The organism is Nocardia sp. NPDC056064 (assembly GCF_042266925.1).
Classification (GTDB): Bacteria; Actinomycetota; Actinomycetes; order Mycobacteriales; family Mycobacteriaceae; genus Nocardia.
Genome location: NZ_JBHJWO010000001.1, coordinates 3,009,553 through 3,031,332, shown reverse-complemented (window position 1 = coordinate 3,031,332; position 21,780 = coordinate 3,009,553). Strand labels below are relative to the sequence as shown.

Genomic DNA, 21,780 nt, shown 5'->3' with positions numbered 1-21,780 from the left:
GTGCTCACCGCGATCACCACCGAACCCGGTGTCGCCGTGGGCGATCTGGAACTGCTCGACGCCGCCGAACGCGAACTCGTCGTGCGCGAGTGGAACGCCACCGCGCACGAGGTCGACCAGCGGGCCACCCTGGTCTCGCTGTTCGAGGCCCAGCTCGCCGCGACTCCGCACGCGACCGCGCTGTCCTTCGAGGGGACGAGTCTGTCCTACGCCGAGTTCGGTCAGCGGGTCTACCGCCTGGCCCGCTGGCTGGTCGACCGCGGCGTGGGCCCGGAAAGCTATGTGGCCCTGGGCATGCGCCGCTCGATCGACCTGGTCGTCGGTATGTACGCCGTCACCGTGGCCGGTGGCGCCTACGTGCCGCTGGACCCCGATCACCCGGCCGAGCGCACGGAATACATTCTGGCGACGGCCGATCCGGTGTGTGTGCTCACCTCGGGCACCGATCTGGAGATCGACACCGCGCAGGTCCGCATCGACCTGCTCGACCTGGCCGGCTACACCGACACCCGCCTCACCGACGCCGAACGCGTTGCGCCGCTGCGTCCGTCGAACACCGCGTATGTCATCTTCACCTCCGGTTCGACGGGTCGCCCGAAGGGTGTGGCCGTGAGCCACGGGGCGATCGTGAACCGTCTGGTGTGGATGCAGGCCGCGTACGGTCTCACCGCCGACGACGTGGTACTCCAGAAGACCCCCGCCACCTTCGACGTGTCGGTGTGGGAGTTCTTCTGGCCCTTGCAGATCGGTGCGCGCCTGGTGGTGGCCAAGCCCGACGGTCATCGTGATCCGGCCTACCTGGCCGAGATCATCCGGGCCGAGAGCGTCACCGTCACCCACTTCGTGCCCTCGATGCTCGCGGTGTTCGTCGCCGACGCCGCCGCGGCCCGCTGCGAGTCGCTGCGCATGGTCTTCGCCTCGGGTGAGGCGCTGCCGCCCAAGCCCGCGCACCGCCTGCGCGAGCTCACCGGCGCGGCCCTGCACAACCTGTACGGCCCCACCGAGGCCGCGGTCGACGTCACCTTCCACGAGGTCGTCGACACCGATGTGGACACCGTCCCGATCGGCGCCCCGGTGTTCAACACCCAGGTCTACGTCCTCGACGCGCGCCTGCGGCCCGTCCCGGTGGGTGTCGCGGGTGAGCTCTACCTCGCGGGCACCCAGCTGGCGCGCGGCTACGTCGCCCGGCCGGACCTGACCGCCGACCGCTTCGTCGCCGACCCGTTCGGGACCGACGGCGAACGCATGTACCGCACCGGCGACCTCGTCGCCTGGACCGAGCACGGTGAGCTGGAATACCTGGGCCGCACCGACTTCCAGGTGAAGCTGCGTGGTCTGCGCATCGAGCTGGGCGAGATCGAGGCGGCGCTGACCGGCCTCGACGAGGTCGCCCAGTCGGTGGTCGTGGTGCGCGGGGACCAGCACGCCGGTGACCAGCTGGTCGCCTACGTCATCCCGGCCACCGGCCGCACCGTCGACATCGAGGACGCCCGCGAGGAACTGGGCGCCAACCTGCCCGCCTACATGGTGCCCGCCGTGATCGTGGTGCTCGACGAGTTCCCGCTCAACGCCTCCGGCAAGCTCGACCGCAAGGCGCTGCCCGCGCCGGTGTTCGAGGCCGCGGTCTTCCGCGCCCCGACCACGCCGGTCGAGGAGATCGTCGCCGCCACCTTCGCCGATGTGCTCGGCCTGGAACGGGTGGGCCTGGACGACGACTTCTTCGCCCTCGGCGGCAACTCGCTGACCGCCACCCAGGTGGCCGCGCGCCTGTCGGCCGCCCTGGAGACCGACATCGGCGTGCGCGAGCTGTTCGAGGCTTCGACCGTGGCCGGGCTGGCCGCGCGGGCCGAGACCCACTCCGGCACCGAACGCCGCGCCCCGCTGGTCCCGCAGCAGCGCCCCGCGCGGGTGCCGCTGTCGCTGGCCCAGCAGCGCATGTGGTTCCTCAACCGCTTCGACCCGGAGTCCGCGGTCGACAACATCCCGGCCGCCGTGCGGCTGTCGGGTCTGCTGGACCGCCAGGCGCTCCAGGTGGCCGTGGCCGACGTGCTCGCCCGCCACGAGTCGCTGCGCACCTACTACCCGGAGGTCGGCGGCGCGGGCCACCAGGTGATCGTGCCGACCGGCAAGGTCATCCCGGACCTCGCGCCGATCGAGACCACCACCGCCGAACTGCCGCAACGCCTTTCGGCCCTGGTGCTGACGGCCTTCGACGTCACCGCCGAGGTGCCGTTCCGGGCCGCGCTGTTCGAGGTGAGCCCCACCGAGCACGTGCTGGCCCTGGTGGTGCACCACATCTCCTCCGACGGCTTCTCCATGGGCCCGCTCACCCGCGACGTGATGACGGCCTACAGCGCCCGCGTCGAGGGCGCCGAGCCCGCCTGGCGTCCGCTCGAGGTGCAGTACGCCGACTTCGCGCTGTGGCAGCGCGGGGTACTCGGCGACGAGGACGACGCGTCCTCGGTGATCGCCCAGCAGATCGCCTTCTGGGGCGAGCGGCTGCGCGGCCTGCCCGAGCAGCTGGACCTGCCCGCCGACCGCCCGCGTCCCGCGATCGCCAGTGGTCGCGGCGCCACCCACACCTTCGAGATCGACGCCGCCACCCACGCGGCGCTCACCGAGCTGGCCCGCGCTCGTGGCGCGACGCTGTTCATGGTCGCCCACGCCGCCCTGGCCGTGCTGCTCGCGCGGCTGTCCGGCGAGTCCGACATCGCCATCGGTACCCCGATCGCGGGCCGTGGTGAACGCGCCCTCGACGACCTGATCGGCATGTTCGTCAACACCCTGGTGCTGCGCACCGAGGTCGAGGGCGAGGCGAGCTTCACCGACCTGCTCGGTGCGGTGCGGGCGAGCGATATCGCCGCCTTCGGCCACGCCGACCTGCCCTTCGAGCGCCTGGTGGAGATCCTCAACCCGGCCCGCTCGCAGGCACGCCACCCGCTGTTCCAGGTGATGCTGGCCTTCCAGAACACCGCCCAGACCAGCCTCGAACTGCCCGGTCTCACCGTCAGCGGGGTCGACCTGCCGATCGACGTGGCCAAGTTCGACCTCCAGGTCGTGCTCACCGAGAAGCCCGCCGACGCGCCTTCGGGCATCGTCGCCGAGCTGATCTACGCCACCGATCTCTTCGACGCCGACACCATGGACCGCTTCGGCGCCCGGTTCGCGCGCCTGCTCGCCGAGATCGCGGCCGCCCCCGAGCGGGCCGTCGGTGATCTCGATCTGCTCGACGCCCGCGAACGCGAGCTCGTGCTGTCGGAGTGGAATGCCACCGAGCTGATCGGGATGGGTGGGGTCGGGGTCGGATCCTTCGTGGTCCCGGCCGACACCGGCGAGACCCTGCTCGATCTGTTCGCTCTCGCCGAGCGCGATGCCGACGCCACGGCGCTGAGTTTCGAGGGGACAGCTCTGTCCTACGGCGAGTTCGCCGACCGGGTACACCGGCTGGCGCGCAAGCTCATCGAGACCGGTGTCGGCCCCGACACCCTGGTGGCACTGGGCATCCGCCGCTCCACCGATCTCGTCGTCGCCATGTACGCGGTGCTCGCCGCGGGTGGCGCGTACGTGCCGCTGGACCTGGATCAGCCCGCCGACCGCATCGCCTACGTGCTGGAGACGGCGCGTCCGGTGGTCGTGCTCACCACCGCCACCGACGCCTTCGCGCCGTCGGACGCGCCGACCCTCGTGGTCGACGAACTCGACCTGTCCGGCTACCCGTCCCGTCCGGTCACCGACGCCGAACGCCTGGCGCCGCTGCGGAATTCGAACCTGGCCTACGTGATCTTCACCTCCGGTTCCACCGGCCGCCCGAAGGGTGTGGCGGTGTCGCACGCGGCGGTGGTCAACCAGATCCGCTGGATCACCGACGCATACGAGCTGACCACCGACGACGTGGTGCTGTTCAAGACGCCGCAGACCTTCGACGTGTCGGTCTGGGAACTGTTCGGCACCATCCTGCGCGGCGCCCGCATGGTCATCGCGCGGGCCGACGGGCACCGTGACCCGCAGTACCTGGCCGAGCTGATCGCCGCCGAGGGGGTCACCCTCACCTCGTTCGTGCCGTCGATGCTTGCGGTGTTCGCCGGTGTCGCCGAACCGGCGCAGCTGGCCTCGGTGCGCGCGCTGCTCGTCGCGGGTGAGGCGTTCACCTCCGATGTGGTCGAGGCGATCCGCCGGGTCAGCCCGGCCGAGCTGCACAACCTCTACGGTCCGACCGAGTTCACGGTGCACGCCACCGCCGCGCCGGTCGCCGAGGACGTGCAGGGCGCGGTGCCGATCGGCAGCCCGGTGCTCAATGCCAAGTCCTACGTGCTGGATTCGCGACTGCACCCGGTGGCCCCCGGTGTGGCCGGTGAGCTGTACCTGGCCGGTATCCAGCTGGCGCGCGGCTACGTCGGCCGTGCCGATCTGTCGGCCGACCGCTTCGTGGCCAACCCGTTCGAGGCCGGTGCGCGGATGTACCGCACCGGTGACCTCGTGCGCTGGAACGCCGACGGCTCCATCACCTACCTGGGCCGCACCGACTTCCAGGTGAAGCTGCGCGGTCTGCGTATCGAGCTCGGCGAGATCGAGGCCGGGCTCACCGCGCACCGCAGCGTCGCGCAGTCGGTCGTGGTCGTGCGCTCGGATGCCCGCACCGGCGACCAGCTCGTCGGCTACGTGGTCCCCGTGACCGGCGAGACGGTCGACATCGAGTCGCTGCGGACGCAGCTGGCCGCGCAGCTGCCGAGCTACATGGTGCCCGCCGCGTTCGTCGTGCTCGACGCGATGCCGCTGAGCGCCAACGGCAAGCTCGACCGGCGCGCGCTGCCCGAGCCGGTGTTCGAGGCTCGCGAGTTCCGCGCGCCGCGCACACCGATCGAGGAGATCGTCGCCGCCACCTTCGCCGAGGTGCTCGGCCTGACCGGGGATCGTGCCGTCGGCCTGGACGACGACTTCTTCGATCTCGGCGGCAACTCGCTCATCGCCACCCAGGTCGTCGCCCGCCTCGGCGCGGCCCTGGACAGCCGCGTCCCCGTGCGCGTGCTGTTCGAGGCGCCGTCGGTGGCCGCGCTGGCCGCCAAGGTGGAGACCCACGCGGGCAGCGGCAGCCGCCGCGAGCTCGTCGCCGGACCGCGTCCCGAGCAGATCCCGCTCTCGCTGGCCCAGCAGCGCATGTGGTTCCTCAACCGCTTCGACAACGCCACCGCGGTCAACAACATCCCCCTCGCGGTGCGCCTCAGCGGCGACCTCGACGTGGACGCCCTGCGCCAGGCCGTCGCCGATGTGGTCGAACGGCACGAGGTGCTGCGCACCGTCTACCCGGAGACCGCCGAGGGCCACGGTGTGCAGGTGGTGCTGCCGGTCGGTGCCGCGCCGGTCACGCTCGACCCGATCACGGTCGGCGAGGACGAACTGCGCGAGCGCATCAGCGAACTCGTGCTCACCGGCTTCGACGTCACCGCCGAGGTGCCGGTGCACGCCGCGCTGTTCCGCATCGCCGGGTCCATGGACGGTTCACACCCCGACACCCACGTGCTGGTCTTCGTCGTGCACCACATCTCCGGTGACGGCTGGTCGGTGCGCCCGCTGGCCCGCGACGTGATGCTCGCCTACGCCGCCCGCTCGCGCGGGCAGGCCCCGGGCTGGGCGCCGCTGCCGGTGCAGTACGCCGATTTCGCGCTGTGGCAGCGCGAGACGCTCGGCTCGGAGACCGACGAGTCCTCGATGATCGCCCAGCAGGTGGCCTACTGGTCGCGCACGCTGGCCGGTCTGCCCGATCAGCTCGACCTGCCCGCCGACCGGCCGCGCCCCGCCGTGGCCTCCCATCGCGGTGGCGTGCACGAGTTCTCGATCGATCCGGTGCTCACCGCCGGGCTCACCGCACTGGCCCGTGAACACGGCGCCAGCCTGTTCATGGTCGTGCACGCGGCCTTCGCCGCCCTGCTGGCGCGTCTGTCCGGTAGCGACGACATCGCCATCGGCACCGCCGTGGCAGGCCGTGGTGAAGCGGTGCTCGACGACGCCATCGGCATGTTCGTCAACACCCTGGTGCTGCGCAGCGCGGTCGACCCGGCCCAGCCGTTCACCGGCCTGCTCGCGCAGACCCGCGAGAACGACCTGGCCGCCTTCGGCTACGCCGACCTGCCCTTCGAGCGCCTGGTGGAGATCCTCAACCCGGCCCGCTCGCAGGCGCGCCACCCGCTGTTCCAGGTGATGCTGTCGTTCCAGAACACCGGCGAGGCGTCGTTCGAACTGCCCGGCCTCGAGGTGGCCGGGGTGCCGCTGGACGTGGTCACCGCCAAGTTCGACCTGCACCTGAACCTGACCGACCGGCACCGTCCCGACGGTTCCGCCGACGGCATGGCCGCCGAATTCGCCTACGCCACCGACATGTTCGACGCCGCCACCGTCGCCGCGCTGGCGGAGCGCCTGGTGCGGATGCTCACGGCGGTTGTCGCCGCGCCCGAGCGCGCGATCGGCGAGGTCGAACTGCTGGCCCCGGCCGAACGCCGCCGGGTGCTCACCGACTGGAACGCCACCGCGCACCCGGTCGACGAGACCGCCACGCTGGTGTCGATGTTCGAGGCACAGGCGCTGACCAGCCCCGATGCGGTTGCCCTCACCTCCGAAGGGACGAGTCTGTCCTACGGCGAGTTCACCTCGCGCGTGAACCGCCTGGCCCGTCACCTGATCGCCCAGGGCGTCGGCCCGGACACCATGGTCGCGCTCGGTATGCGCCGCTCGCTGGACCTGGTGATCGGCATGTACGCGGTGAGCGTGGCCGGTGGCGCGTACGTGCCGCTGGACCCCGACCACCCGGCCGAGCGCACCCACTACGTGCTCGAGACCGCCGCGCCGGTATGCGTATTGACCACGGCCGCCGACGAATTCGACGCGGGCGCCACGACCGCGCTGCACATCGAGAGCCTGGATCTGTCGGAATACTCCGAGGCCCCGGTCACCGATGCCGAGCGGATCGCCCCGCTGCGTCCGGAGAACACCGCGTACGTGATCTTCACGTCGGGTTCGACCGGTCGTCCGAAGGGTGTGGCCGTGAGCCACGCCGCGATCGTGAACCGTCTCGTCTGGATGCAGGCCGCCTACGGTCTGACCGCCGACGATGTGGTGTTGCAGAAGACGCCTGCCACGTTCGACGTGTCGGTGTGGGAGTTCTTCTGGCCCTTGCAGATCGGTGCGCGTCTGGTGGTGGCCAAGCCCGACGGGCATCGTGATCCGGCCTACCTGGCCGCGATCATCGAGGCCGAGGGTGTCACCACGGCGCACTTCGTGCCGTCGATGATGTCGGTGTTCGTGGCCGAGCTGGCCGAGTCCGCGGCGGTCGCGCTGGCCGACGGCCAGACGCTGACCAGCAGCCTGCGCCTGGTGTTCGCCTCGGGTGAGGCGCTGCCCGCGCCGACCGCCCAGCGTCTGCGTGCCCTCACCGGCGCGGCCCTGCACAACCTGTACGGCCCCACCGAGGCCGCGGTCGACGTCACCTTCCACGAGGTCACCGACGCCGACACCACCTCGGTGCCGATCGGCGCGCCGGTCTTCAACACCCAGGTGTACGTGCTGGATTCGCGGCTGCACCCGGTGCCCGTCGGCGTGCCCGGCGAGCTGTACCTGGCCGGTGCGCAGCTGGCGCGCGGCTATGTCGCGCGGCCGGATCTCACCGCCGACCGCTTCGTCGCCGACCCGTTCGGCGAGGACGGCGCCCGCATGTACCGCACCGGCGACCTCGTCGCCTGGACCGAGCACGGCGAGCTGGAATACCTGGGCCGCACCGACTTCCAGGTGAAGCTGCGCGGTCTGCGCATCGAGCTCGGCGAGATCGAGTCGGCGCTCACCGCGCTGCCGTCCATCGCCCAGTCGGTGGTCGTGGTCCGCTCCGACGAGCGCCTCGGCGACCAGCTCGTGGGTTACCTGATCCCCGCGGCGGGCGTGAGCATCGACCTCGATGCCGTGCGCACCGAACTGGGTGGCGCGCTGCCGACCTACATGGTGCCCACCGCCTTCGTGGTGCTGGACGCCTTCCCGCTCAACGCCTCCGGCAAGCTCGACCGCAAGGCGCTGCCCGCGCCGGTGTTCGAGGCCAAGGTGTTCCGCGCCCCGTCCACCCCGATCGAGGAGATCGTGGCGGGCACCTTCGGTGACGTGCTCGGCGTGACCCGCGTCGGCGCCGACGACGACTTCTTCGAACTCGGCGGCAACTCGCTGCTGGCCACCCAGGTCACCGCCCGCATCGGCGCGGCCCTGGACACCCAGCTCTCGGTGCGCGACCTGTTCGAGGCGTCCACCGTCGCCGCGCTGGCCGCCCGCGCCGAGCACAACGCGGGTTCGCGCACCCGCCCGCGCCTGACGGCGGGGGAGCGGCCCGCGATCATCCCGCTCTCGCCGGCCCAGCAGCGCTACTGGTTCCTCAACCAGTTCGACACCTCCACCTCCGCGGTGGACAACATCCCGCTGGCCGTGCGCCTCACCGGCGAGCTCGACGTGCCCGCGCTCGAGCAGGCCATCGGCGACGTGTTCGCCCGGCACGAGATGCTGCGCACCACCTACCCGCGCTCGGCCGACGGCCCGCACCAGGTGATCCTGCCCATCTCGCAGAGCCGCGCCGTGGTGCACCACATCCAGGTCGACGAGGCGAATCTGCTCGGCACGGTCATCGAGTTCGCGATGACCACCTTCGACGTCACCGAAGAGGTGCCGCTCAAGGTCGCGCTGTTCGAGCTCAGCGAGACCGACCACGTGCTCGCGTTCACCGTGCACCACGTCTCCGCCGACGGCTCCTCCATGGGCCCGCTGGCGCGCGACATCATGGCCGCCTACGTGGCCCGCGTGCAGGGCGAGGCGCCGCAGTGGGCGCCGCTGCCGGTGCAGTACGCCGACTACGCGCTGTGGCAGCGCGAGGTCCTCGGTGACGAGACCGACCCGGAATCGCTTGCCGCCAAGCAGGTCTCGTACTGGAGCAAGGCGCTCGCGGGGCTGCCCGACCAGCTCGAACTGCCCGCCGACCGGCCGCGCCCGCCCGCGCAGTCGTTCCAGGGCAAAGCGATTCGCTTCGAGATCGACCCGCAGCGCCACGCCGCCCTGCACGAGCTGGCCCGCGCCAACAACGCCTCGCTGTTCATGGTCGTGCACGCCGCCCTCGCGGTGCTGCTCGCGCGCCTGTCGGGCACCGACGACATCGCCGTCGGCACCCCGATCGCGGGCCGTGGCGAACGCGAACTCGACGACCTGATCGGCATGTTCGTCAACACCCTGGTGTTCCGCACCGCCGTCGACCCCGGCGCCGGCTTCGCCGAACTGCTCGCCGACGTGCGCGAACGCGACCTGGAAGCCTTCGCCAACGCCGACGTGCCGTTCGAGCGCCTGGTCGAGGTGCTCAACCCGGTGCGCTCCACCGCGCGCAACCCGCTGTTCCAGGTGGGCCTGTCGTTCCAGAACCTGGCCGACACCACCTTCGAACTGCCCGGCCTCACCGTCAGCGCCGTGGACTACGACTCGCAGCTGGCCAAGACCGACCTGCACGTCACCCTCTACGACCGCTACACCGACGACGGTGCGCCCGCCCAGCTGGTCACCGAATTCGGTTACGCCATCGACCTGTTCGACGAGTCGACGGTCCAGAGCTTCGCCGACCGGTTCGTGCTGGTCCTCGACGCGGTCGCCGCCGACGCGAGCATCCCGGTCGGTGACATCGACCTGCTCACCGCGCCGGAATCCGAGCGGATCGTCACCGCGTGGAACGACACCGCGCACGCCGTCGACACCGAGGCCACCCTGGTCTCGCTGCTCGACGCGACGGTGGCGGCCACGCCGGACGCGGTGGCGCTGGTGGTCGACGAGGTGGTCGCCCATGACGGTTCCGAGCTTGCGGCGGGTGAGTCCAGCCGCCGCGAGCTGGCCCACCCGTCGCCCGACCGCCACCCCTCATCGACTCGCTACGCGACCCTCACATATGCCGAGCTCGACGCCGAGGTCAACCGCCTCGCCCGGCACCTGATCGAGCGTGGCATCGGCACCGAGGACCGGGTGGCCCTGGCCATCCGCCGCTCCGCCGAGCTGATCATCGCCATGTACGCGGTGGCCCGCACCGGCGCGGCCTACGTGCCGATCGACCCCGACCAGCCCGCCGAGCGCACCGACTACATCCTGGAGACCGCCGCGCCCGCGGTCGTGCTGACCACCGCGAACGCCGAATTCGCCACGGCGGCGGCCGAAGTGGTCGTTCTCGACGAGCTCGACCTGAGCGCCGTCAGCCCGGCCGCGATCACCGAGCGCCGTGCGCTGGTGCCCGACAACACCGCGTACGTGATCTTCACGTCCGGCTCCACCGGCAAGCCGAAGGGCGTGGCGGTCTCGCACGGCGCGATCGTCAACCAGTTGCTGTGGGAGACGGCCGAATTCGGTATCGGTGCCGACGACGCGGTGCTGCTCAAGACCGCGGCCACCTTCGACCTCTCGGTCTGGGAGTTCTGGACCGCCGCCGTCGCCGGTGCCCGCCTGGTGGTCGCCACCGCCGACGGTCACCGCGACCCGGCCTACCTCAACGACCTGATGCGCTCCACCGGCGTCACCACGCTGCACGTGGTGCCGTCCATGCTCGACGCGCTGCTCACCGAGTCCGGTGCCGCGCTGCCGCGCACGCTGCGCCGGGTGTTGGCCATCGGTGAGGCGCTGCCCGCGTCCACCGCGCAGCGTTTCCGCACTGGCAACACCGCCGCGCTGTTCAACCTGTACGGCCCGACCGAGGCCGCGGTCTCGATCACCAGCCACGCCGTCACCGATGCCGACACGGTGTCGGTCTCGATCGGCGCGCCGGAGTGGAACAGCCGTGTCTACGTGCTGGATTCGCGGCTGCGGCCGGTGCCGGTGGGCGTCTCCGGTGAGCTCTACCTCGCCGGTGCCCAGCTGGCCCGCGGCTACTACGGCCGCGCCGACCTCACCGCCGACCGCTTCGTCGCCGACCCGTTCTCGGCGACCGGCGAGCGCATGTACCGCACCGGTGACCTGGTGGCCTGGAACGCCGAGGGCGAACTGGACTACCGGGGCCGCACCGACTTCCAGGTCAAGATCCGCGGTTTCCGGATCGAGCTCGGCGAGATCGAGGCCGCGCTGCTGCGGCAGCCCGACATCACGTCGGCCGCGGTCCTCGCGCACACCGATCCCGTCGTCGGTGACCGCCTGGTCGCCTACGTCGTGGCCGGGGCCGAGATCGACAAGCTGGCCCTGCGGGCCGCGCTGGCCGCCGAGCTGCCGTCGTACATGGTTCCGACCGTGTTCTTGCAGCTCGACGCCCTGCCGCTGAACGCCAACGGCAAGCTCGACCGCAAGGCCCTGCCGGAGCCCGAGGTCGAGAAGGCCGTGTTCCGCGCGCCGGTGAGCCCGAGCGAACAGCTCGTGGCCGCCACCTTTGCCGAGGTCCTGCGCCTGGATGCCGACAAGCGGTTCGGTCTCGACGACGACTTCTTCGCCTGGGGCGGTAACTCGCTGCTGGCCACGCAGGTCGCCGCGCGCCTGGGCGAGGCGCTCGACACCCGCATCCCCGTGCGCCTGCTGTTCGAGGCGTCCACGGTCGCCGCGCTGGCCCAGCGGATCGAGCAGCACGCCGAGACCGGCGCCCGCTTGGCGCTCACCGCGGGCCCGCGTCCGGAGCACATCCCGCTCTCGCTGGCCCAGCAGCGCATGTGGTTCCTCAACCGCTTCGACACCCAGTCCGCGGCCTACAACGTGCCCGTCGCGGTCCGCCTCACCGGCGACCTCGACGTGGCCGCGCTGCGTGCCGCGATCACCGACCTGGTGTCGCGTCACGAGATCCTGCGCACCGTCTACCCGCAGACCGAAGCCGGTGCGGCACAGGTGATCCTGTCGCCCGCGCAGGCCGCACCAGAACTGCTGGAACGCACCGTCGCCGCCGACGAGCTGGAAACGGCTGTCGCGGAACTGATGTCGACCATCTTCGACGTCACCGTCGAGGTGCCGCTGAAGGTCGCGCTGTTCCGGGTCGAGGGTTCCGGGGCCGAGGCGCCGTCGTCGGCCTTCGGGCCCTCGCGCACCGTCTCCGGTGACTTCGTGCTCGCCATGGTGGTGCACCACATCTCCGGTGACGGCTCCTCGGTCGCCCCGCTGACCCGCGACCTGATGACCGCCTACGCCGCCCGTTCCACCGGCCAGGAGCCCGGCTGGGCGCCGCTGGCCGTGCAGTACGCGGACTACAGCATCTGGCAGCGCGAACTGCTCGGCAGCGAGGACGATCCGGACTCGATGGCCGCCAAGCAGGTCGCGCACTGGAAGCAGGCCCTCGCCGACCTGCCCGACCAGCTCGACCTGCCCGCCGACCGCCCGCGTCCGGCCGTGCAGACCTTCGCCGGCAGCAAGGTCGACGTCCAGATCGACGCCGACACCCACCGCGCGCTGGTGGAACTGGCCCGCGCCGAGGGCGCCACACTGTTCATGGTCGTGCACACCGCGCTCGCGGTGCTGCTGGCCCGCCTGTCGGGCACCGACGACATCGCCATCGGCACCCCGATGGCCGGTCGTGGCGAGGCCGCCCTCGACGACATGATCGGCATGTTCGTCAACACCCTGGTGTTCCGCACCAAGGTCGACGGTGGTGAGGCGTTCACCGAACTGCTGGCCCGCCAGCGCGAGGACGACATCGCCGCCTTCGCCAATGCCGACGTGCCGTTCGAGCGCCTGGTCGAGGTCATGAACCCGGTCCGCTCCACCGCGCGCCACCCGCTGTTCCAGGTGGGTCTGTCGTTCCAGAACCTCAGCCGCGCCACCCTGGAACTGCCGGGTCTCACGGTCTCCGGCCTGGACATCGACTCACAGCTCTCGCAGTTCGACCTGCACCTCATCGCCTCGGACCGCTACGGCGACGCCGGTGAGCCCGAAGGCATCTCGGGCATCTTCACCTACGCCACCGACCTGTTCGACCACGCCACGGTCGAGGGTTTCGTGCAGCGGTTCGTCCGTCTGCTCGCCGCGATCGTGGACACCCCGCGCACCGCGGTCGGCGATATCGAACTGCTCGCCCCGGCCGAGCGCGCCCAGTTGCTCGACGGCCGCAATGCCACCGCGCAGCGCGTCGACACCGCGGCCACCCTGGCTTCGCTGCTCGACGCGACCGTGGCCGCCGACCCGAAGGCGACCGCCCTGGTCACCGACGACGGCAGCCAGCTCGCCCACCCGTCGCCCGGCCGCCACCCCTCATCGCCTCGCTTCGCGAGCATTTCCTATGGCGAACTCGACGCGAAGGTCAACCGCTTGGCGCGGCACCTGATCTCGCTGGGTGTGGGCCCGGAGGCCCGGGTCGCGCTGGCCCTGCGCCGCTCGGTGGATCTGATCGTCGCCATGTACGCCGTCACCAAGTCCGGTGGCGCGTACGTGCCGGTCGACCCCGACCAGGCGGCCGAGCGTACGAACTACATCCTCGAGACCGCGGCACCGGTCTGCGTGCTGACCAATGCCGAGGCCGAGTTCGACACCGACGTCGCGCCTCTGGTGCGCATCGACGAACTCGATCTCGAAGCTCTCAGCGCCGCACCGATTTCCGATTCCGAGCGCACCGAGCCGCTGGTGCCCGCACACACCGCGTACGTGATCTTCACGTCCGGTTCTACGGGTCGCCCGAAGGGTGTCGCCGTCCCGCACGGCGCCATCGCGAACCAGTTGCAGTGGAAGCTGGTCGAATTCGGCATGGACGCCGCCGACGCGGTGCTGCTCAAGACCGCCGCGACCTTCGACCTCTCGGTCTGGGAGTTCTGGTCGGCCGCCGTCTGCGGCGGCCGCCTGGTGATCGCCTCGGCCGAGGGCCATCGCGATCCGGCGTACCTGAACGAGCTGATCTCGAACGAGTGGGTCACCACGCTGCACGTGGTGCCGTCGATGCTCGACGCGCTGCTGGCGGCGGGGCTGCCCGATTCGCTGTGGCGGATTCTCGCCATCGGTGAGGCGCTGCCCGGTTCGCTGGCCCAGCGCGTGCGCACCGCGTTCCCGCGCACCGAGCTGTTCAACCTCTACGGCCCCACCGAGGCCGCGGTCTCGATCACCTCGCATCGGGTGAGTGCCGCCGACCAGGGCTCGGTCTCCATCGGTGTGCCCGAGTGGAACAGCCAGGTGTACGTCCTCGACGCGCGCCTGCGCCCGGTGCCCGACGGTGTCGCCGGTGAGCTGTACCTGGCCGGCGCCCAGCTCGCGCGCGGCTACTTCGGCCGCCCCGACCTGACCGCCGACCGTTTCGTGGCCAACCCGTTCACCCCCGGCACCCGCATGTACCGCACCGGTGACCTGGTGGCCTGGCACAACGGAGAACTCGACTACCGAGGCCGCACCGACTTCCAGGTGAAGATCCGCGGCTTCCGGATCGAGCTCGGCGAGATCGAGGCCGCGCTGCTGGCGCTGCCGCAGATCGCGCAGGCCGCCGTCATCGCCAAGTCCGACCCGCGCACCGGTGACCGCCTCGTGGCCTACCTCGTCGGCGCTGTGTCGAATGGCGATGCTCCCGAGGGCGCTGCGTGGTCACGCTCCGCTGCCGCCTCCGCGCCCGCCGGTCGCATCGCGGAAATCAATGTGGCGCAGGTGAAGTCGACGCTGGCCGAGGGTCTGCCGTCGTACATGGTGCCCGCCGCCTTCGTGGTGATGGACGCGCTGCCGCTCAATGTCAACGGCAAGCTCGACCGCAAGGCGCTGCCGGAACCGGAGTTCGAGGCCCAGGCGTTCCGCGCGCCGTCGACCCCGATCGAGGAGATCGTGGCGGGCGTGTTCGCGGACGTGCTCGGTGCCGAGCGCGTCGGTGCCGACGACGACTTCTTCGCCCTCGGCGGCAACTCGCTGCTGGCCACCCAGGTCGCGGCCCGCCTCGGCGCGGCCCTGGACAGCCGGGTGCCGGTGCGCCTGCTGTTCGAGGCGTCAACCGTGGCCGGGCTCGCGGTGAAGGTCGAGCAGGGCGCGGGTGCCGGTGGGCGGCGCGCGCTGGTCGCCGGACCGCGTCCGGCCCAGGTGCCGCTGTCGCTCGCGCAGCAGCGCATGTGGTTCCTCAACCAGTTCGACACCAGCTCCGCGGTGAACAACATCCCGGTCGCCGTCCGCCTGACGGGCGCGCTGGATGTCGAGGCGCTACAGCTCGCGGTCGCCGATGTGCTCGCGCGGCACGAGACCCTGCGCACGGTGTACCCGTCGACCGACGGCACGCCGCACCAGGTGATCCTGCCGGTCGAGGGCAATGTTCCGGACCTGACGCCGGAAACCGTTGCCCCCGAGCGGGTTCGCGACGAGATCGCGGCGCTGATCGGTACCGGCTTCGACGTGCTCGACGAAGTTCCGTTGCGCGCCAAGCTGATGCGGGTCGCGGAGAGCGACTACGTGCTCGTCTTCGTCGCCCATCACATCAGCGCCGACGGCTGGTCCATGGCCCCGCTGACCCGTGACGTGATGGTGGCCTACGCCGCCCGCGCCGCCGGGGAAGCGCCCGGCTGGGCGCCGCTGCCGGTGCAGTACGCCGACTTCAGCGTCTGGCAGCGCGAGGTGCTCGGGTCCGAGGCCGACGAGACCAGCCTGGTCTCCCAGCAGGCCGACTACTGGAAGCGCGCGCTGGCGGGTGTGCCGGACGAGCTGAACCTGCCGCTGGACCGGCCGCGTCCGAGCACGCAGACCTTCGCCGGTGGCCGGGTGCTGTTCCCGATCTCCACCGAGATCCACGCCGGACTCTCGGCCATCGCCCGCGAGCAGAACGCGACGCTGTTCATGGTCGTGCACACCGCGCTCGCGGTGTTCCTGGCCCGGCTGTCGGGCACCGAGGACATCGTCGTCGGCACCCCGATCGCCGGTCGTGGTGAGGCCGAACTCGACGACGTGATCGGCATGTTCGTCAACACCCTGGCCCTGCGCACCCAGGTGCACGGGCAGGACAGCTTCGCCGAGCTGCTCACCCGGGCCAAGGACGCCGACCTGGCCGCCTTCGCGCACGCCGACATCCCGTTCGAGCGCCTGGTGGAACTGCTCAACCCCGAGCGCTCCACCGCGCGGCACCCGCTGTTCCAGGTGGCGCTGTCGTTCGAGAACCTGCCGGACGCGAGCTTCGAGCTGCCGGGTCTGTCGGTCTCGGCCGTCGACTTCGACGTCGACACCGCCAAGTTCGACCTGCTGCTCACCGTGCGTGAGGCGGGCGCGGGTGACGAGGCCGGTGCCTACGCCGAGTTCTCCTACGCCAGTGATCTTTTCGACCAGTCCACGGTCGAGAAGTTCGCGCAGCGCTTCCAGCGTCTGCTCGCCGAGGTCGTCGCCGACACCACCACTCCGGTCGGCGATCTCGAACTCCTCGACACCGTCGAGCGCATCGAGCTGCTCACCCGCACCGGCGGTCCCGCCGCGTCGACCAGCACGCTGCCCGAGCTGCTGGCCCAGGCCGTGGCGGCCAACCCGGACGGTCAGGCGATTGTCGCGCCGGGCGTGGGCCGCTCGCTGACCTACGCCGATCTGGACGTGGCCTCCTCGCGCCTGGCGCGGGTGCTCATCGCGCGCGGTGCCGCGCCGGAGACGGTCGTCGCCATCGCCATGCAGCGGTCGCTGGAGACCACCCTGGCCATCTGGGCCGTGATCAAGTCGGGCGCGGCGTTCCTGCCGGTCGACCCGAAGTACCCGGCCGAGCGCATCGCGCACATGATGTCGGATTCGGGTGCGGCACTGGGTATCACAGTCGCCGACGAGGTCGGGCACCTGCCCGCGCCCGCGTCGGGTGAGTGGCTGGTGCTCGACGACAAGACCCTGCACACCGAGGCGGCCGCGCAGTCCGCCGCGCCGGTCACCGACGCCGACCGCGTCGGCGCCGTCCACGCGGGCAACCCGGCCTACATGATCTACACCTCCGGCTCGACGGGTCTGCCCAAGGGCGTCGTCGTGAGCCACACGGGTGTGGCCAACTTCGCCGCCGCCGAGGTGGCGCAGTTCGGGCTCGGCGAGGACGCGCGCACGCTGGCCTTCGCCTCGCCGTCCTTCGACGCCTCGATCCTCGAGTTCCTGCTGGCCGTCGGTTCGGCGGGCACGCTGGTGATCACGCCGGTCGGCGTGGTCGGCGGCGAGGAGCTGGCCGAGATCATCGTCGGCGAGCGGCTGACCCACGTCTTCCTCACCCCGCTGGTCGCGGCGTCGATGGAACCGGCCGCGCTGGCGGGCCTGGAGGCGCTGATCGTCGGTGGCGACAAGGCACCGGTCGACCTGGTGGCGAACTGGCACAGCGCGGGCACCGACCCGGCGCACCACCGGTTCTACAATGCCTACGGCCCCACCGAGGCGACCATCGCCACCAACCTGTCCGACCCGCTGCTGCCCGGCGACACCATGAACATCGGTGGGCCGATCGCGGGCGCGACCGTGTACGTGCTCGACAACCGCCTGCGCCCGGTCCCCGAGGGCGTGGCCGGTGAGCTGTACCTGGGCGGCGTGGCGCTGGCCCGCGGCTACCACGCGCGCCACGGCCTCACCGCCGAGCGCTTCGTGGCCAGCCCGTACGGCGACGGCGAGCGGCTCTACCGCACCGGTGACGTCGTCGCCTGGCGCACCGTCAACGGCAAGTCCGTCGTGGAGTACGTGGGCCGCAACGACTTCCAGGTGAAGGTCCGCGGCTTCCGGATCGAACTGGGCGAGATCGACGCGGTGCTCACCGCGCACGACGACGTCGAGTTCGCGGCCACCATCGGCCGCACCACCGACGCGGGCGCCACCATCCTGGTGTCGTATGTGCGCGCCACCCCGGGTGCGGCCGCCGACCCGGCCGAGCTGGTCGAGTACGCGGCCCAGCAGCTGCCCGCGCACATGGTGCCCGCCGCGGTCATGGTGCTCGACGAGATCCCGCTCACCCCCGCGGGCAAGCTCGATCGTCGCGCCCTGCCCGAACCGGTGCTCGCCCCGCGCGAGTTCCGCACCCCGACAAGCGAAGTCGAGGCCATCATCGCCACCGTCTTCGCCGAGGTGCTCGGTGTGGACGCGGTCGGCCTGGACGATTCGTTCTTCGCCCTCGGCGGTGACTCGATCCTGTCCATCCAGCTGGTCTCGCGGGCCAAGGACCGCGGCGTGCTGTTCAAGCCGCGCGATGTGTTCGAGAAGCGCAGCGTCGCGGGTCTGGCGGAGGTCGCCGTGCTCGCGGGCGACGCGGATCAGATCGTGCTGGAGGAACTGCCCGGCGGCGGTGTCGGCGACATCCCGATGCTGCCGATCATGCGCCAGATCCTGGCGAGCGGCTCCACCTACGACCGGTTCTCCCAGTCGATGGTGCTGCGCCTGCCGGAGAACCTCACCGAGGAGGTCCTGCACGCGACCATCGGCGCGGTCTTCGACCACCACGATGTGCTGCGTTCGCGGGTCGCCCGGGTCTCCGGTGAGTGGGTGTTCGAGGCGCTGGCGCCGGGCGAGGTCGACGTGGCCGCGCTGGTGCGGCGCGTCGAGGTGCCCGGCGAGGTCTCCGACGAGCAGCTGTCCAAGCTGGCCAGTGTCGAATACGACGAGGCCATGGGCAGGCTCGATCCCGCGAACGCCGCCATGGTGCAGTTCGTGTGGTTCGCCTTCGGCGAGAACGCCGACGGCCCGCGCCGTCGTGACGCGCTGCTCATCGTGGGCCACCACTTCGTCATCGACGGTGTGTCCTGGCGCATCCTGATCCCGGACCTCGGTATGGCCTGGGGGCAGATCGCGGCCGGTCAGCCGGTGGCGCTGCCCGCCAACGGCACGTCCATGCGGCGCTGGGCGCACAGCCTGGTCGAGCAGGCGGACCAGCGGCGCGCGGAGCTGCCGTTCTGGCGCGAGGTCTCGGCCACGGCCGACCCGCAGCTGGGTTCGCGGGCGTTCGATCCGAAGGTCGACACCTTCGCCACCGTCGACCGGGTGCAGGTCACCCTGTCGCCGGAGGTCACCGACGCGGTCCTCACGGCCATCCCCGGCCTGTACCACGGCGGTGTCAACGACGGTCTGCTGACCGCGCTCGCGCTGGCCGTATCCCGGTGGCGCGGTGACGAATCCGGTACGGCGGCACTGATCAAGCTGGAGGGCCACGGCCGCCAGGAGGAGATCGTCGCCGGTGCCGACCTCTCGCGCACCGTCGGCTGGTTCACCACCGCCTTCCCGGTCCGGCTCGATCTGGCCGGTGCCGATCTCGACGACGCCTTCGCCGGCGGCGCCGTGCTCGGCGGCGTGATCAAGTCGGTCAAGGAGCAGATGCTGGCCGTGCCGGACAAGGGCATCGGCTACGGCATGGTCAAGTACCTGACCGCCGAGGGCGCCGAGCTGCCGAGCGTCGGCCAGATCAGCTTCAACTACCTCGGTCGCGCCACCGCCGGTGAGATCCCGGCCGAGCTCGCCGAACTGGGCTGGGTGCCGGTGGCCGATCTGGGCCAGCTCGACGCCGAGATGGACCTGGACATGCCCGCCAACGCGACGCTGGACATCAACGCCATCGTCAACGACGGCGACGAGGGCCCGCAGCTCGGCGCGAACATCGCGTTCCCGACCGGCCTGCTGAGCATCGACCAGGCCCAGGAGTTCGCCGACCTGTTCGTCGCCGCGCTCACCGCGCTGGCCACCCACGCGCAGCGCGCCGACGCGGGCGGTTTCACCCCGTCGGACATGCCGCTGGTGCGGGTGGAACAGACCGACCTCGAGCTGTGGGAAGGCGACTACCCGGCGCTGTCGGAGGTGTGGCCGCTCTCGCCGCTGCAGGCGGGCCTGATGTTCCACGCCATGCTCAGCTCGGCCACCGTCGACGTCTACACCGTGCAGGCCGTGCTCGACCTGACCGGCACGCTCGACACCGAACGCCTGCGCCGCGCGGCCCAGGCCGTGCTCGACCGGTACCCGAACCTGCGGACCGCGTTCGTCACCGACTCGGCCGGTCAGCCGGTGCAGGTGGTGATGTCGGAGCTCGAGGTGCCCTGGCGTGAGGTCGACCTGACCGACCTGCCCGCCGACGAGCGCCTGCCGCGCATGCAGCAACTGCTGGTCGCCGACCGGGCGAACCAGTTCGACATGGCCACCGCGCCGCTGATCCGCTTCGGTCTCTACAAGACCGACGAGGGGCAGTCGCACCTGGCGATCACGGTGCACCACATCCTGATCGACGGCTGGTCCATGCCGCTGCTCATGCGCGACCTGCTGGTGCTCTACGCGGTGCACGGTGACCTCACCGCGCTGCCGCGTGTGGCCTCCTACCGCAACTTCCTGTCCTTCCTCTCCGGCTGGGATCGCGAAGTGTCGCTGGGGGTCTGGGCCGAGGCGCTGGCCGGGGTCGAAGGCCCCACCCAGCTGGCGCCCGCGCCGCGCACCGAGGAGCGCTACGAGATCGGCAAGGTCGTCGTCGAGATCGACAACGACCGCACCAGGGCGCTGAGCAAGCACGCCGGCGAACTCGGCGTCACCGTGAACACGCTGTTGCAGACCGCGTGGGGCATCGTGGTCGGCCGCCTGACCGGCCGCGACGACGTGGTGTTCGGCGCGACCGTGTCCGGTCGCCCGGCCGAACTGCCCGGCGTGGAGTCGATGGTCGGCCTGTTCATCAACACCCTGCCGGTGCGCATCCAGATCGACGACCGGATCAGCGCCGAGGAGCTGACCAAGCGGGTGCAGGCCGAACAGGCCGACCTGCTCAGCCACCACTACGTGGGCCTGTCCGACATCCAGCGGGTCGCCGGTGCCGGCGCGGCGTTCGACACGCTGCTGGTGTTCGAGTCCTACCCGATGGACAAGGACGCGGTCACCGCGGCGAGCTCGATCGACGGCATGCAGGTCACCGGTGTGGGCCTCGACGACGCCACCCACTACCCGCTCACGCTGGTGGTGATGGCCGAGTCGACCATCGAGATCACCCTGCGCTACCTGCGCAGCACCTACACCGAGGACGAGGTCCGCACCCTGTCCGCGCGCCTGCTGCGGGTGCTCGACGAGCTGCTCGACAACCCGAACGGGCTCGTCGGCGACATCGACATCCTCGACGCGGGCGAACGTGCCCAGCTGCTCGCCGAGTCCGGCGTGACCGCCGCCGCACCGGCACCGGTCGCCACGGCGGGCGTGGGTGCGCAGACGGTGGCCAAGGTGCTCGCCGAGGTCGTCGAAGCCGATCCGCAGGCACCCGCCCTGCTGCGCGGCGACAGCGAGATCGCCTACAGCGCACTGGATCGCAAGTCCTCGCAGCTGGCCCGCGTGCTCATCGCCCACGGTGCCGGACCCGGTGACGTGGTGGCCGTCTCGCTGCCGCGCGGTGTGGATTCGGTACTGGCCGCCTGGGCGGTCCAGAAGGCCGGGGCCGCGGTGCTCTTCGCCGGTGAACTCACCGGCGTGGAGATCGCCGCGGCGGGCGCCACCTTCGGCGTCAGCGCCGAAGCGGTCGCCGGGGTGGCGGGCGAATGGCTGGTCCTGGCCGACATCGAGGACGAGATCGCCGCCGCCGCAGCGCATCCCGTCTCCTACGCCGACCGCGCCCGTCCGCTGTCCGAGGACCACCCCGCCTTCGTCCTGGCCACCGCCGAGTCCACCACGACGCTCACCCAGAGCGCCGCGCTGGCACTGGCCGAACGCCTGCGCGACGAACACGGCATCGACTACGAGTGCACCACCTACACCACCCACGCCTCCGGCCCGGCCGCCGTCCAGGAATTCCTGGCCGCCGCCACCGCGGGCGCCCTGTCGGTGCTGCCCGACGGCGAGGTCGCCGACGACCTGGCCGACGGGGAGGTCACGCACTGGTTCGTGGTCGCCGGTGACGCCACCGACGCCGCCGACGGCGAGGTCACGGTGATCGTCGCGGAATAG

The 21,780-nt window shown here is 71.2% G+C and carries 1 protein-coding gene (only partly in view); it reads left to right on the top strand.

Translation table 11 applies throughout. From position 1 onward, the window contains the following. Positions 1 to 21,780, top strand: partial view of a non-ribosomal peptide synthase/polyketide synthase gene (locus ACFC06_RS13940; RefSeq protein WP_375930104.1) — the final stretch only. The gene continues 21,972 nt to the left of window position 1, outside the view; only the last 21,780 of its 43,752 coding nucleotides appear in the window; its start codon lies off the left edge, out of view; the stop codon is at positions 21,778 to 21,780.